The organism is Winogradskyella schleiferi (genome assembly GCF_013394655.1).
Lineage (GTDB): Bacteria > Bacteroidota > Bacteroidia > Flavobacteriales > Flavobacteriaceae > Winogradskyella > Winogradskyella schleiferi.
On sequence record NZ_CP053351.1, the window covers coordinates 3,367,190 to 3,381,177 of the forward strand.

The 13,988-nt window shown below is 34.8% G+C and carries 16 protein-coding genes; 8 read left to right on the plus strand and 8 right to left on the minus strand.

The window, feature by feature from the left end:
• Nucleotides 1-191 precede the first annotated feature (191 nt).
• Nucleotides 192-620: an exosortase F system-associated membrane protein gene (locus tag HM990_RS14695; RefSeq protein WP_178989786.1), complete on the minus strand. Its 429-nt coding sequence runs from the start codon at nucleotides 618-620 to the stop codon at nucleotides 192-194.
• Nucleotides 613-1,164 carry an exosortase family protein XrtF gene (gene xrtF / locus HM990_RS14700; protein WP_178989788.1) on the minus strand — a complete coding sequence of 184 codons (552 nt, stop codon included), beginning with the start codon at nucleotides 1,162-1,164 and terminating at the stop codon, nucleotides 613-615. The genes HM990_RS14695 and xrtF overlap by 8 nt, the downstream gene beginning before the upstream one ends.
• 92 nt (nucleotides 1,165-1,256) lie before the next feature.
• Between xrtF and HM990_RS14705 the strand changes: the two genes are divergently transcribed.
• On the plus strand, nucleotides 1,257-1,715 hold the full coding sequence (locus tag HM990_RS14705; RefSeq protein WP_178989790.1) for a GAF domain-containing protein: 459 nt from the start codon (nucleotides 1,257-1,259) through the stop codon (nucleotides 1,713-1,715).
• Between the two features lie 226 nt (nucleotides 1,716-1,941).
• Here the strand turns inward: HM990_RS14705 and HM990_RS14710 are convergent, their stop codons facing one another.
• The 5 genes from HM990_RS14710 to HM990_RS14730 form a co-directional block, all read right to left on the minus strand.
• Nucleotides 1,942-2,667: an SDR family oxidoreductase gene (locus tag HM990_RS14710; RefSeq protein WP_178989792.1), complete on the minus strand. Its 726-nt coding sequence runs from the start codon at nucleotides 2,665-2,667 to the stop codon at nucleotides 1,942-1,944.
• A gap of 83 nt (nucleotides 2,668-2,750) precedes the next feature.
• Nucleotides 2,751-3,278 carry a DUF4136 domain-containing protein gene (locus HM990_RS14715; RefSeq protein ID WP_178989794.1) on the minus strand — a complete coding sequence of 176 codons (528 nt, stop codon included), beginning with the start codon at nucleotides 3,276-3,278 and terminating at the stop codon, nucleotides 2,751-2,753.
• Between the two features lie 50 nt (nucleotides 3,279-3,328).
• Entirely contained in the window at nucleotides 3,329-4,042 is a 714-nt protein-coding gene (locus tag HM990_RS14720) for an ion transporter (RefSeq protein WP_178989796.1), read from the minus strand.
• A 15-nt stretch (nucleotides 4,043-4,057) separates the two neighbouring features.
• Nucleotides 4,058-5,056 carry a GTPase ObgE gene (gene obgE, locus HM990_RS14725; protein WP_178989798.1) on the minus strand — a complete coding sequence of 333 codons (999 nt, stop codon included), beginning with the start codon at nucleotides 5,054-5,056 and terminating at the stop codon, nucleotides 4,058-4,060.
• 96 nt (nucleotides 5,057-5,152) lie between these two features.
• Complete coding sequence (locus HM990_RS14730; RefSeq protein ID WP_178989800.1) at nucleotides 5,153-6,262, minus strand: adenylate kinase; 1,110 nt, start codon at nucleotides 6,260-6,262, stop codon at nucleotides 5,153-5,155.
• A 170-nt stretch (nucleotides 6,263-6,432) separates the two neighbouring features.
• On the opposite strand from HM990_RS14730, the gene HM990_RS14735 reads away from it, so the two are divergent.
• From HM990_RS14735 to HM990_RS14750, 4 genes are all read left to right on the plus strand, one after another.
• Nucleotides 6,433-7,587: a 5-(carboxyamino)imidazole ribonucleotide synthase gene (locus tag HM990_RS14735; RefSeq protein WP_178989802.1), complete on the plus strand. Its 1,155-nt coding sequence runs from the start codon at nucleotides 6,433-6,435 to the stop codon at nucleotides 7,585-7,587.
• A 389-nt stretch (nucleotides 7,588-7,976) separates the two neighbouring features.
• Nucleotides 7,977-8,234, plus strand: a complete 258-nt coding sequence (locus tag HM990_RS14740; protein WP_178992010.1) for a Fic family protein — start codon at nucleotides 7,977-7,979, stop codon at nucleotides 8,232-8,234.
• Nucleotides 8,227-8,706, plus strand: a complete 480-nt coding sequence (purE, locus tag HM990_RS14745; RefSeq protein ID WP_178989804.1) for a 5-(carboxyamino)imidazole ribonucleotide mutase — start codon at nucleotides 8,227-8,229, stop codon at nucleotides 8,704-8,706. The genes HM990_RS14740 and purE overlap by 8 nt, the downstream gene beginning before the upstream one ends.
• A gap of 163 nt (nucleotides 8,707-8,869) precedes the next feature.
• Nucleotides 8,870-10,900, plus strand: coding sequence for a M3 family metallopeptidase (locus HM990_RS14750; protein WP_178989806.1), 2,031 nt, complete (start codon nucleotides 8,870-8,872; stop codon nucleotides 10,898-10,900).
• A gap of 2 nt (nucleotides 10,901-10,902) precedes the next feature.
• Here HM990_RS14750 and HM990_RS14755 read toward each other — a convergent pair whose 3' ends face one another.
• A complete protein-coding gene (locus tag HM990_RS14755; RefSeq protein WP_178989808.1) occupies nucleotides 10,903-11,319 on the minus strand; it encodes a T9SS type A sorting domain-containing protein in 417 nt (138 codons plus the stop codon).
• A gap of 373 nt (nucleotides 11,320-11,692) precedes the next feature.
• Here HM990_RS14755 and HM990_RS14760 point away from each other — a divergent pair, with 373 nt between their 5' ends.
• The 3 genes from HM990_RS14760 to HM990_RS14770 all read left to right on the plus strand — a co-directional run bounded on the left by HM990_RS14760 (nucleotide 11,693) and on the right by HM990_RS14770 (nucleotide 13,986).
• A complete protein-coding gene (locus HM990_RS14760; RefSeq protein WP_178989810.1) occupies nucleotides 11,693-12,196 on the plus strand; it encodes a GbsR/MarR family transcriptional regulator in 504 nt (167 codons plus the stop codon).
• A 61-nt stretch (nucleotides 12,197-12,257) separates the two neighbouring features.
• Nucleotides 12,258-13,079 (plus strand): DCC1-like thiol-disulfide oxidoreductase family protein, encoded by an 822-nt coding sequence (locus tag HM990_RS14765; protein WP_178989812.1) that lies wholly within the window; start codon nucleotides 12,258-12,260, stop codon nucleotides 13,077-13,079.
• 4 nt (nucleotides 13,080-13,083) lie between these two features.
• Entirely contained in the window at nucleotides 13,084-13,986 is a 903-nt protein-coding gene (locus HM990_RS14770; protein WP_178989814.1) for a TIGR01777 family oxidoreductase, read from the plus strand.
• The last annotated feature ends 2 nt before the right edge of the window (nucleotides 13,987-13,988 follow it).

Consider the following 13,988-nt stretch of genomic DNA (forward strand, 5'->3'; position numbering starts at 1 on the left):
TTTTTAAATTGTAATTGCTTATGGTGAACCGAAAGGCACACTTTAACACAAGCATTGCAGGTTTTACCTATATAAAGTCCCTGACGAAACAAAAATTGAGGGCCCTTTTATTATGTACTAAATTCAACAATAAAAAAACATAGGTTCTGAAAATTTGTGCTAATTCGTGGAATTCGTGTCTAAAAAAAATCTCAACGATTCAGTTTATAGTAATAGAAAGCTGGCAACAGCAATATTAATCCAATGGGCTGGATTAAAAACCGTCTCACATTAAAAAACATATAATAATCTTCCTGCGTTGGATTGATTACAAAATATAAAAACGGAATAATCAACAGAATATAAGCAGTAACATAGATAATGGTAGAAAATTTTATGATATTCTTGTCGTTAAAAATAAGATATAATATGCCTAAGGAAATCGCGGAATTAAAAGCAAACCTTAATGTGGTATTGAAAACCAGCTTCGCTATTTCCCGTCTTGGACTATCCATGTATAAATAATCGTTTTCGAAAAACTGAAGGTAGGGATCGTAGAACAGTTCATCTTCAAAACCTCTAATCGCCACCAAAAGTAGAAACATAAAAACGACGCATATGTATCTGGTTAATTTAGGCATTAGACTTTATAGTTTTAGAAAACCGATTGACCCAGACCATCCAAAGTAAAAAAACCACACCATAAATGAGCATAGGGAAAATCACGGTATGCATAATTTCCTGTCGCCAAGGGTAATGGTATAATCCAACGGAAAGAATAACGATTCTAATCAGATTAAAAGCATAAATAAGAATGCTGCCCGCAAGACAGTAAAAGAGTGTTGACTTCCATCTACCAGCAAAGGCGACGATAAATGAAATAAATAAAATGATAATACTTATGGCATTGCAGCCTTCAATTACGCGAGCTACATATTTTCCGTTTATGACGATTTTCATAGAAGGCTCATTGGGATGTGGCAATACCTTCGTTTCATAACCAAAACCATTTAATAACGCCTTGGTTTGCTCGGCCACTAAATTGGTTAAGTAATCTGGATAAAATTTAGACCCATCAGAACCATTCAAATAAAAGTTATAACCAGTGGTCATCACTCCATATACTACCAGAAATGTGACTATAAAACGAATTACGGATTTGTATTTTACTAAAAGTGCTCTCAAGTCATCTGGAAACTAAGTTCGTGTTAAATTTATAAAAACAGTAATTCAAAATAGCGCATTTTAAATACTTTTACCAAAACTTATTTACACTTATGACATTTCAAGACTTAAAACCCAAAATAAAATCCATTATTTCGAATGATAATCTTACTGTTGACGAACGATTGCTCAAAATTTGTGAAACTCTCGAAACGACAATAGCGTATTACAATTGGGTTGGTTTTTATTTTAAAAATGGCGATAAAAACGAATTGAAACTAGGACCATACGTTGGTGAGCCAACCGACCATACTATAATCCCTTTTGGAAAAGGTATTTGTGGACAGGTGGCTATTAGCAATCAAAATTTCGTAGTTCCCGATGTGACCGCTCAGGATAACTATATTGCTTGTAGCATTACGGTAAAGGCAGAAATTGTGGTTCCGATTTTTGTGAATGAGGAAAACATTGGGCAAATCGATATTGATTCCAATACGCCTGATCCTTTTACAGCGGACGATGAACGGTTTTTGGAGTTTGTTTGTACTCAAGTCGCTTCGCTTATTTCATAAATTCCAATAATTAAAATTCCAAGTGGGTTCGGTTAAAATTTTTTCTTTTGAAATCCTCATTGCTTTATATTTAAGCTATAGCAAAAAGTTCCAAAATGACTAATAAAGGTCAAATGGAACTTTTCTATTTCAGACTTCTTACTTTACACTTTTCACTAAAAAGAGCTAGCTCTTAGGCAGGGAAAAGAGTTATTACAAGAATTTAAAATTTTAGACATGGAATTTCTTACTTACTCGGAGGCGTCGTTGGTCGCACTTCAATTTTACTTGGTAAGGTTCTTGGATTCATTTTCAAAAGGTCGATTACCAATTCGCCAATATCTTCAATCTGAATCTTCCATGCGCCTTTTTCATTGGGTTCGTTGCCATTGAAATGGGTGGAAACGGAACCAGGCATAATAGTGCTCACTTTTACACCGTATTGTCTTAAATCTAACATCACGGCTTGAGTAAAACCGGTAACCCCAAATTTACTCGCATTGTAGGCGGAACCTCCTGTGAAAAAGTTGGTGCCAGCTAAACTCGAAATGGTAATATAATAGCCTTTTGATATTTTGAGTGCGTCAACACTTGCTTTAATGGAATTAAAAACTCCTGTGAGATTGGTATCAATAACATCATTCCACTGGTCTTCGGTCAGATCTTCAATACTTGCAAAATGTCCCAAACCTGCATTGGCAATGACAATGTCCAATTTCCCAAAAGTACTTATGGCTTGGTTTACAGCTTCTTTCTGACTACTCAACTGTCTTACATCAGCCTTTACGCCAATCACGGAGCCTGTTGTATTGGTTTTGGAAGCTAGTGATTTTGCTGCTTCATTGGCCGCATTTAAATCACGACTGGTTATGACCACTTTTAGACCCTGACTAAGCAACGCTTCTGCAACACCATACCCAATGCCTTTAGTACCTCCAGTTATCAATGCTACTTTTCCTTTTAAATCATCCATATTGTTCTTTTTTTTTGGTTCCTACCAAATTTACAAAACATGAACTGAAAGTGGCATTTTAAACTGTTATGAAAATTATAAAATTACTTAGTGTTTTTCGGCGGATAGGCAGCAAAGACCTTTTCAATGATTTTAACAAATTGGGCTTCACGTTTTTCTGGTGTTGCATTAGCATTATAACTACTTTCAGCTACAGCTTGCCAAAATAATTTCTCACCTTTACTATCATCAACAAAATCAATAATGATTTCTCGTGTGTGACTGTTCTGACCAACAGGAATACCTACAGAAACACCACCAAAACCTCGGCCTCCTCCTCCACCTACGCCAATACCCACATTGCTGTTGTTTCGATTTTGAATATCTCGACTTTGAATATCAATGAAGAAATCTGGAGTATCCGATTTTGTTAAACCTATAGTTTTAAGTTTGGAATCCATGGTTCTGATTAAGCGTTTGGTATCCAATTGGCTTAAACCCGTTTTCATATCATCATAATAATTGTAGCTTTTGTAAGTTGAAAAATCAGTTGACTTTTCGTAATCGTAGTGGACTATTGTGCCGCAGGAAGTCATCAAAAATGCGACAACTAGAAATTTTAAATTTTTCATCTTTTTATTTTAAAGGTATAAAAAAATTGAAACCTAAAAGTGTATTTTAACTATTCCTCTTCCTCATTAGGTTCTACAGCCTTCGTCAAAGATGACGAAATAATACCTGTTGGAATGGCTACAACACCCAAACCTATCAACAACATAAAGAAAGTAAATATACGACCTCCAACCGTAATCGGATACACATCGCCATAACCAACCGTTGTTAACGTAACGATAGACCACCAAAGGCTAGAAAATATGGAAGAAAAATGTTCTGGTTGTGCTTCGTTTTCAAAATAATAAATGCCAACTGCTGTGAAGTAAATGAGCATTATGGTTATAATCATAAATAATATAATTTGTTCCTTCGCCATCATCATAGCATTCGCAAAATGGCGCATCGCTTTATTATAACGAACTAACTTGAATAACCTAAATAAGCGGAACATTCTAAGTAAACGTAAAGATCTTAAATCAATACCGAATGCTAAATAAAAAGGAAGAATTGCCAAAAAATCTACGATACCAAAAAAACTAAACATAAATTTCAGTTTGTGATCTGCCACATAGATTCGGGCTAAATATTCAAAGGTAAAAATGAACACACAAAATGCTTCAATAGCATTTAAAACCACCCTTGTTTTGGGTTTCAAGTCTGGTAAAGTTTCAATAGAAAAGGTAATGACCGAAAAAACAATGAGAAACTGAATAAAATAAGCAAATCGTCTGCTTCGCTTATTATCGTTGAGCTCCACGAGGTTTTTTAGGTATGCTTTCATATTAAGGATGAAAGATTAATCATTCAACAACTTCCAAAGTTTATCCTTCAATTCTGTCAGTCCTTGTTGCGCCACAGATGAAATAAACATATAATCAGCTTTTAAATCTTTGTCTAAAATTGTGGATATTTCAGATTTTAACTCTTCATCCAACATATCGGATTTTGAAACGACAACGAGTCGTTCTTTATCCAACATTTCAGGGTTGTAACGTCTTAGCTCGTCTTCTAAAATTTCGTATTGTTCAACAATATCCTTTGCATCTGCCGGAATCAAAAATAAGAGGATTGAATTCCGTTCTATATGCCTTAAAAAATAATAGCCTAAACCTTTGCCTTCGGCTGCACCTTCAATAATCCCGGGAATATCTGCCATAACGAACGATTGGAAATCGCGATATTCAACAATGCCTAAATTCGGTTTTAACGTGGTAAATTCGTAATCGGCAATTTTAGGTTTTGCAGACGTCAAAACAGATAATAACGTCGATTTTCCCGCATTAGGAAAACCAACCAATCCCACATCTGCCAAAACTTTAAGCTCTAAAGTAATATCTCTTTCTTCATGTGGAATACCTGGCTGTGCATAACGTGGCGTTTGATTTACTGAACTTTTAAAATGCCAGTTACCTCGTCCTCCCATACCACCTTCGACCACAATTTTTTCTTCGCCATCTTCTGTAATTTCAAAGAGGATATCATTGGTTTCAGAATCTCTAACTACAGTTCCTAAAGGGACATCAACATACATATCTTCACCGTCGGCTCCTGTACTTCTACCTGAACTACCATGTTCGCCATGGCCAGCTCTAACATGACGTTTAAACTTTAAGTGAATCAGTGTCCACAGGTTAGAATTTCCACGAAGAATTACGTGGCCACCTCGTCCACCATCGCCTCCATCTGGTCCGCCTTTAGCAATATATTTTTCACGATGTAAATGCGAAGAGCCTTTACCTCCATTTCCGGATGTCACGTGCATTTTTACGTAGTCTACAAAATTTCCTTCAGTCATGTTTACTTCCCTAAAAAGGGAATCCTTTTAATTAAAATCTAAGATTTATTCATTTGGATTATTGATTTGCCTCTCTGAACTCAGGCAGGTGAAGAATTAAAGCTTATCGATAACCTTACTTAATCGTACCGTAATTTCCTCAATACTCCCAACACCATCAACACCAAAGTATTTATCTTGTTTGTCGTAATAATCTTTCAGAATCGCTGTCTTATTGTAGTATTCCTTAATTCGATTTCTAATAATGCTTTCATCAGCATCATCTGCCCTTCCGCTGGTTTTTCCTCTTTCGAGTAAACGTTTTACAAGTACCTCATCATCAACTTCCAACGCTACCATGGCATTAATTTGGGAATCTTTGCTATCCATTAATTCATCTAACGCTTTGGCTTGTGCATTGGTTCTTGGGAAACCGTCAAAAATAAACCCATTCGCGCCTGCATTTTTCTCAACCTCTTTATTCAACATGTCAATAGTGACTTGGTCTGGCACTAATTCTCCTTTGTCCATATAAGATTTCGCTAACATTCCTAAAGCAGTTTCGTTTTTAATGTTAAATCTAAAAACATCGCCTGTAGAAATATGGATTAAATCGTATTTCTCCTTTAAGAAATTAGCTTGCGTTCCTTTACCTGCACCTGGAGGGCCAAATAACACTAAGTTTGTCATGTGTTGTGTGGTTTTTAATTGATATACATTTGGCAAATCCCGTCCTAATCCGTCGTAATCCAAGCCGTAGCCTACGATGAACTTATTTGGAATCTCCATGCCAACGTAATGAAGTTTAAAATCTTTATCATAAGCCTCAGGTTTATAAAACAAGGTTGCAATAAGCAATTGTTTTACATTTTCGTTTTCAAAAATACGATGTACTTCTTCTAATGTTTTTCCTGAATCTATGATGTCTTCTAAAATAACAACGGTTCTTCCCGTTAAATCTTGAGTCAAACCAATTAGTCGTTGTATATCATCGGTTGACTTTACACCTTCGTAGGAAGCCAATTTGATAAACGTAACTTCACACGATTTTGGGTATTTCTTTACAAAATCACTCACTAACATAAATGAACCGTTCAAAATACCGACAAAAACAGGAACTTCGTCTCCTAAATCTGCTGCAATATCATCTGCCATTTTTTGGACAGCAGTATCTATTTCTTTCTCTGAAATGAAGGGTTTGAAGTATAAATCGTGAAGCTTAATCAAAACGAAATTATTTTAGAATTGCGAAGATAATCAATTTGATTGACGATTGACGATTTTTTGAATTACGAATTTGAGTGGTTCTCTCATTTTTACCTTATTTTTGTGGTTGAAACGCTGAAATTTTAATCTTAAAAATAAGATTCCCTTTTCCAAGGGAACAACTAAAGTTGATGAACTATTTTTCTTCAAATTTTAAACTTGGTATTCTTGGTGGTGGCCAATTGGGCAAGATGATGCTTTATGATACACGTAAATTCGATATTTACACTTGCGTTTTAGATCCCAATAAAGATGCACCATCACGATTGGCTTGCGATGAATTTACCGTTGGCGATTTAATGGATTATGACACCGTTATCAACTTCGGAAAAGATGTTGATATCTTGACTTTTGAAATTGAAAACGTCAATGTCGATGCCTTGGAAGCGCTTGAAAAAAAAGGCGTAAAGGTATTTCCGACTTCTAAAACCTTACGAACGATTCAAAATAAAGCGACCCAAAAATTATTTTATCGCGATCATAATATTCCGACAGCGGAATTTTCAAGATTTGCGTATTCTTCGGAAATAGATGAAGCTGTTGACCATGGTGGATTGAGTTATCCTTTTGTATGGAAAAGCGCACGGTTTGGTTATGATGGCACAGGTGTGAAAGTCGTAAGAAAAGCAGAAGATTTAGCCGATTTACCAAATGTGGAATGCATAACCGAAAAATTGATTCCGTTTAAAAATGAATTGGCGGTCATCGTTGCCCGAAATGAAAAAGGCGATATAAAAACGTATCCTGTTGTTGAGATGGAATTTCATCCTGAAGCCAACCAAGTTGAATATGTGATTTGTCCTGCTAGAATCCCTAATGACATTGCCAAAAAAGCGAAATTTGTTGCTTTGAAAGTAGCAGATGCTTTTAAACATGTGGGTTTATTGGCTGTTGAAATGTTCCAGACTGAAACTGACGAGATTTTAGTAAATGAAGTAGCTCCAAGACCTCATAATTCTGGTCATTATAGTATTGAAGCCAGTTACACCTCACAATTTGAACAGCAATTAAGATGTATTCTGGGTTTACCATTAGGCAATACCGAGAGCAAAGTTGCTGGCGTAATGGTTAATCTTGTTGGTGCCGAAGGTCATTCAGGAAATGTGGTTTATAAAAATATCGAACACATATTGGCTATGGAAGGTGTAACGCCGCATATCTATGGTAAAAAACAAACGAGACCATTTCGGAAAATGGGACATGTTACTATTGTAAATAAAGATGTTGCTGTAGCTAGAGAAATTGCTGAAAAAGTGAAAGGTAGTATTGAGGTAATTAGTGAATAGTTTTTGAATATTAAATGTTTAATTTGAACTTGTGCAAAAAACGCACAGGTTCAGATTTTCTAATGTAGTTATTCAACTACCGAGTAATTCTGGATAGTTCAAAACTATTATGCAGGTATTAAAGATTATCGCTGAGTTAACTATTGAAAAAACATTGAATATATTTTGAATGAAATTCTTATATATTAAAATGACAATCAAATAGAGGTTGAAGTGACCTATGTAAATGAATCGTTATGGCTTAATCTCAATCAAATTGGAGAGTTATTTGAACGTCACAAATCTGTAATATCCAGACACATAAAAAATATTTACAAGGACAATGAACTTCCTGAAAAAGCAACTGTTGCAAAAAATGCAACAGTTCAATTAGAAAGAAGTAGAAAAGTATCGAGGAAAAAGCAGCTAATCTTCTCTATTTAGTAGTTAAAAATCATTCTTTTACAGATGGCAATAAATGTATTGCTGCTTGGTTATTTGTTTGTTACCTTAATGAAAACAATTATCTATATACTGTTAACGGAATCAAAAAAATTGGCAATGATACATTAGTTGCCTTAACTTTGATGAATGCAGAAAGTAATCCGAAGGAAAAAGAACTGCTAATCAATGTGATTATAAATTTAATTAACACCGATAATGAGTAAAGTAGCCATAATAATGGGAAGCAAAAGCGACATGCCAGTAATGCAAGACGCTATAGATATATTGCAAGGCTTTGATATTGAAATCGAGGTTGATATCGTTTCCGCACACCGAACGCCCGAAAAATTATTCGATTTCAGTAAAAATGCGCACAAGAGAGGCATTAAAGTTATTATTGCTGGTGCTGGAGGCGCTGCACATTTACCAGGAATGGTAGCATCATTATCGCCATTGCCTATTATTGGAGTGCCTGTAAAAAGCAGTAACTCCATTGACGGTTGGGACTCTGTACTGTCTATTTTACAAATGCCTGGAGGCGTTCCAGTTGCTACCGTTGCCCTTAATGGTGCTAAAAATGCAGGGATTTTAGCCGCCCAAATTTTAGGCAGTTCCGATAAATGTGTTTTGGATAAAATTATGGTTTATAAAGAAGGCTTAAAAGCAAAGGTTATAGATTCTGCAAAAGACCTATAAAGAAGCCTCAACTTTCGTTGAAGCTTCTAGCTATTAATCAACTCTACTTTTACATTATTTAATGTGCAAAGTAATACTTCCAAGATACAAAATATCAAACATTTGATTATCACAAAATAAGTTAAAATTCAGACAATCAACTATTTAAAAAAATTAACAACAAATGACAATTCTCAATAAACCATTCAATACACCATATAATACCGCACCTTTTTCAAATATAAAAACTGAAGATTTTATGCCTGCGATTAAAGCGGCCATTGAAAAAGCAAAAGCCGAAATTGAGGCCATTACAACAAATAACGAACCACCAACTTTTGAAAATACCATTGAAGCCTTGGATTATTCTGGCGAAGAATTAGACCGTGTTTCGAGTATTTTCTTCAATTTGAATTCTGCCGAAACCAACGATGAAATTCAGAAAATCGCCCAAGAAGTTTCACCAATACTTTCAGAATTCAGTAATGACATTACGTTGAATGAAGATTTATTTAGGCGTGTAAAAGCAGTTTATGATTCCAAATCAAATTTAGAGTTAACCACAGAACAAGAAACCCTTCTTGATAAAAAATATAAAGGCTTTTCTAGAAATGGTGCCAATCTTTCAGATGATAAAAAAGAAAAATTACGTGCTATTGACAAAGAATTAAGTCAATTAAAATTAAAATTTGGAGAACATGTTTTGGCCGAGACCAATAAATATGAAATGCACCTAACCGACGAAGCTGATGTGTCTGGTTTACCTGATGGTGCTAAAGAAGCCGCCAAACAACTAGCGGAAAGTAAAGATAAAGACGGTTGGTTGATTACTTTAGATTACCCGAGCTATATTCCATTTATGACCTATGCCGATAATCGTGAATTACGCGAAGAACTATCAAAGGCAGCAGGAAGTAAAGGGTTTCATAATGATGAATTGGACAATCAGGATATTGTGCTGAAAATTGCGAATTTGAGATTTGAACGTGCTCAGCTGTTAGGTTATAAAACGCATGCACATTTTGTTTTAGAAGAACGCATGGCAGAAACTCCAGAAAAAGTAAAGTCATTTTTAAACGAATTATTGGAAAAAGCAAAACCAGCCGCTGATGAAGAGTTTAAAAAACTAGCAGATTTTGCCAAAGATTTAGATGGCATTGATGAATTACAAAAATGGGATTCCGGTTATTATTCAGAAAAGTTAAAACAAAAGTTATTCGATTTGGATGATGAAAAATTGAAGCCTTATTTTAAACTGGAAAATGTCATTAATGGTGCCTTTACAATCGCCAATAAATTATTTGGGTTACAGTTTGAACAAATAGATTCCATAGATAAATATCATGAAGACGTTCTCACCTATAAAGTCATTGATGCTGACGGAGAGTTGGTTTCCATCTTTTATGCCGATTTCTTCCCAAGGGCTGGAAAACGAAATGGTGCTTGGATGACCTCTTATAAACCTCAAATGATAAAGAATGGGAATAACGAAAGACCGCATGTGTCGATAGTTTGCAACTTTACAAAACCCACAAAAAGTAAACCTTCGTTATTAACATTTAATGAAGTGACAACGCTGTTTCACGAATTTGGTCATGCTCTTCATGGTATGTTGGCCAACACCACGTATCCTAGTTTATCTGGTACAAGTGTGTATTGGGATTTTGTGGAATTACCAAGTCAGGTGTTAGAAAATTGGTGCTACGAAGAGGAGTCTTTAAAATTATTTGCTACGCATTATGAAACAGGCGAAGTCATCCCAATGGAACTTATTGAAAAAATAAAAGCCTCATCGACATTTCACGAAGGTATGCAAACGCTTCGTCAGTTGAGTTTTGGTTTGTTGGATATGAGCTGGCATGGTATTGACCCTTCAAAAATCGAGGATGTAAAAGCGCATGAAGCCCAAGCTTTTGGAGATACCAAATTGTTCCCTGAAGTGCCAGAGAATTGCATGAGCACATCGTTTGCACATATATTTCAAGGTGGTTATTCTTCGGGTTATTATAGTTATAAGTGGGCTGAAGTTTTGGATGCGGATGCCTTTGAATATTTTAAGGAGGAAGGCATTTTTAATAAAATGGTTGCGGATAAATTTAAGACTTTCGTTTTATCTCAAGGTGGCACCGAAAACCCAATGACGCTGTATAAATATTTTAGAGGCCAAGAGCCAAAACCCGAAGCTTTATTGCGACGTGCTGGGTTATTGAAATAAAATCAATACTTCAACATTTTAACAGTCCGTGTATGTAATCCATCATTGATTTTCACAAGATAAATACCACTATTTTGCAGTTGGAAATCGTGAGTTAAAGTTCCCGTAACATTAAATGTTGTATTTGTAATCTGTTTTCCTAAAATATCATAAACTGCTACATGATAATTTCCTTGATTTATAAAGGTTATTGTTCTATTAGTTAATATAATATTTTCGGTCTCGTTATAATTAGTAACAGAAAGTGTCGCTAAACCAAATCCATAATCGCTTCCTTTTAAGTCTGCAGATTGTCTAGACTGATCTTCTACTGTAATTAAAAAATACCAATCGTGTACTTCTATTCCGCTTGGTATAGTAACCGTATTCAATGAAGGTTCTTCTAGATATGTTCTGGTTGCAGGATTAATTGTAGCCACATAATACCCTAGATCTGTGTCATAAGTTAATGGAATAAGTGTGCTGTTATCCGTAAAATAATCATGATAATCCCAAGTTAATGGATCGGCATCGGTTTGTTAACCCGTATATAATAATAAGTTAGGATCACTCATTGGATCAAAAATCGAATAATCTCCAGAGGAACCATATGTTAAGGTCAATGTGCCAGAATTAATGTCAGATGGATTTGGATTCATGTGATCTGAGCATGGCTAATACCAATTACAAGTTGGACAAGGCAGAGTAGTTTTGTTTTCATATTATAAATTTAGTAAACTAAAATAAAAAAAATAATCGAAAATAAACTTTCAATAATTATTGAAAGTTTAAAATTTATGATATATTTGTACTATGGATTATCAAGAAGCAAAAGATAAGTTTATTAGTACTTGGGGAAGTTTGGGTTCACTTTGGGGAATAAACAAGGCCATGGCACAAATACAAGCTTTACTTTTCATATCCATCAAACCCTTGTCTATGGAAGATATCATGGAAGACCTTAAAATCTCTCGTGGTAATACCAGCATGAATTTGAGACAGCTCATGGATTGGGGAATTGTGACCAAAGTTTTAATTTCAGGTGAGCGTAAAGAGTTTTTTACCACGGAAAAAGATGTGCAAGAATTAGCTCGTATTATTGCCAAAGAACGCAGCAGAAGAGAAATAAAACCTGTTATTAAAGTTTTGGAAGACGTTTCTTCCATTAATGACGATGGCACAGAAAAATCTAAGGAACTCATTAAACAGACCAAAGCATTACATAGCTTAACACAAGATTTAGATGTATTAATGAATAAAATGGTGAATCAAAAACAAAACTGGTTGACTAAGTCTGTTTTAAAACTGATGAAGTAGCCCATATATTTTTTAAAGCATACTTTCAATTTTTTCTGAAAGTTTAAAATATAAGATAATTATGAAAACATTACAAAACCAAACCCTACTCTACGACAAAGATTGTCCATTGTGCAATGTTTACACAAGTGGATTTATAAAAACCAAAATGCTAGACAGCAACGGTCGTAAAGCCTATTGTAATTTAACTGCTGAAGAACAAAATTTTATAGACCTGCAAAGAGCAACAAATGAAATTGCACTTTTTGACACCAAAAACAAAACTGTTATTTATGGCATTGATAGCTTACTTAAAGTCATCGGAAACTCAATGCCTTGGGTAGAAAAAATCGGTAATTTAAAACCTGTAAAATTCGGACTTAAAAAATTATACTCCTTTATTTCTTACAACCGAAAAGTCATAATTCCGAGCAAGGAAGACAGAAGTCAAACGCTTCAATGTGTTCCGGATTTTAATTATAAATACAGAACTTTTTATATGCTGTTTGCAACGTTAATCTCAAGTCTCGTTCTATTCAACTTCAGCAAAATGATTGGTTTTATACCAGAATCTAGTTTTGTGAGAGAATGTGCGATCGTCTTAGGACAAATTGGATTTCAAGCTTTATTTATTTCAAAACTAAAATTTGAAAAACAAATTAACTATTTCGGAAATCTCATGACGGTTTCGTTAATGGGAAGTCTGATTTTAATTCCTGTTTTCATAATAAATTTATTCTTTGTATTACCAGAAATAGCATTATTCGCATGGTTCGGTCTAACCGTCATATATATGTTATACGAACACATTAGACGTGTTGGAATTTTGGAATTACCTAACTATTTATCGGCAACTTGGGTTCTATATCGCGTTTTTATATTAATTATTATTCTTTATATATAATATCATGAAAACCATAATCATAGCTGGTGGAACTGGGTTTTTAGGTCAGGTTTTAAAATCTTATTTTTCTGAAAAGGGATACAACATTAAAATTTTAACCCGAAAACCCTCAAAACCAAATCATATCTATTGGAACGCAAAAGAATTAGACCATTGGACTACATCTTTGGAAGGTGCGGATGTTTTAATCAACCTCACAGGAAAATCTGTAGATTGTAGATATACAGAAGCCAATAAAAAACTGATATACGATTCTCGAATAGATTCTACACACATTTTAGGTTTGGCAATGAATCTATGCGAAAACCCACCGAAAGTATGGTTCAATTCTTCTACTGCTGCCATCTACAGACATTCAACAGATAAAGAAATGACCGAAGAACACGGTGAGATTGGCAATGATTTTTCTATGAATATTGCTAAATCATGGGAAAAAGCGTTCTATTCCATAACCAATCCCAAAACTAGAAAAATAGCTTTAAGAACGTCCATTGTAATGGGCTCATATGGCGGTGCAACGCAACCTTTGAAAAATCTTGTTAGACTTGGTTTAGGTGGAAAACAAGCTTCTGGAAATCAAAAAGTAAGTTGGATTCATGAACAAGATTTTGCAAGAGCTATAGAGTTTCTTATTCAACATGAAAATCTAAAAGGAAGTTTCAATCTCACTGTACCCAAACCAACAGACAATAGAAACTTGATGAAAAATTTCAGGAAAGTTATGCATGTCCCATTCGGAATTCCACAACCAAAATGGCTTCTAAAACTCGGGGCAAAACTTCTGGGCACAGAACCCGAATTGGTATTAAAAAGCAGAAATGTCATACCTCAACGGTTAATGGAGAACGGTTTCTTATTTTTATACACAGATATTAAAATTGCTTTAGAAAATCTATTAAAAAAATAACT

Coding starts and splice junctions, on each gene's coding strand:
- purE (WP_178989804.1), top strand. CDS start 8,227: ATGAGTAAAGTAGCCATAATAATGGGAAGCAAAAGCGACATGCCAGTA.
- HM990_RS14770 (WP_178989814.1), top strand. CDS start 13,084: ATGAAAACCATAATCATAGCTGGTGGAACTGGGTTTTTAGGTCAGGTT.
- HM990_RS14765 (WP_178989812.1), top strand. CDS start 12,258: ATGAAAACATTACAAAACCAAACCCTACTCTACGACAAAGATTGTCCA.
- HM990_RS14735 (WP_178989802.1), top strand. CDS start 6,433: ATGAACTATTTTTCTTCAAATTTTAAACTTGGTATTCTTGGTGGTGGC.
- HM990_RS14705 (WP_178989790.1), top strand. CDS start 1,257: ATGACATTTCAAGACTTAAAACCCAAAATAAAATCCATTATTTCGAAT.
- obgE (WP_178989798.1), bottom strand. CDS start 5,056: ATGACTGAAGGAAATTTTGTAGACTACGTAAAAATGCACGTGACATCC.
- HM990_RS14750 (WP_178989806.1), top strand. CDS start 8,870: ATGACAATTCTCAATAAACCATTCAATACACCATATAATACCGCACCT.
- HM990_RS14760 (WP_178989810.1), top strand. CDS start 11,693: ATGGATTATCAAGAAGCAAAAGATAAGTTTATTAGTACTTGGGGAAGT.
- HM990_RS14720 (WP_178989796.1), bottom strand. CDS start 4,042: ATGAAAGCATACCTAAAAAACCTCGTGGAGCTCAACGATAATAAGCGA.
- HM990_RS14695 (WP_178989786.1), bottom strand. CDS start 620: ATGCCTAAATTAACCAGATACATATGCGTCGTTTTTATGTTTCTACTT.
- HM990_RS14710 (WP_178989792.1), bottom strand. CDS start 2,667: ATGGATGATTTAAAAGGAAAAGTAGCATTGATAACTGGAGGTACTAAA.
- HM990_RS14715 (WP_178989794.1), bottom strand. CDS start 3,278: ATGAAAAATTTAAAATTTCTAGTTGTCGCATTTTTGATGACTTCCTGC.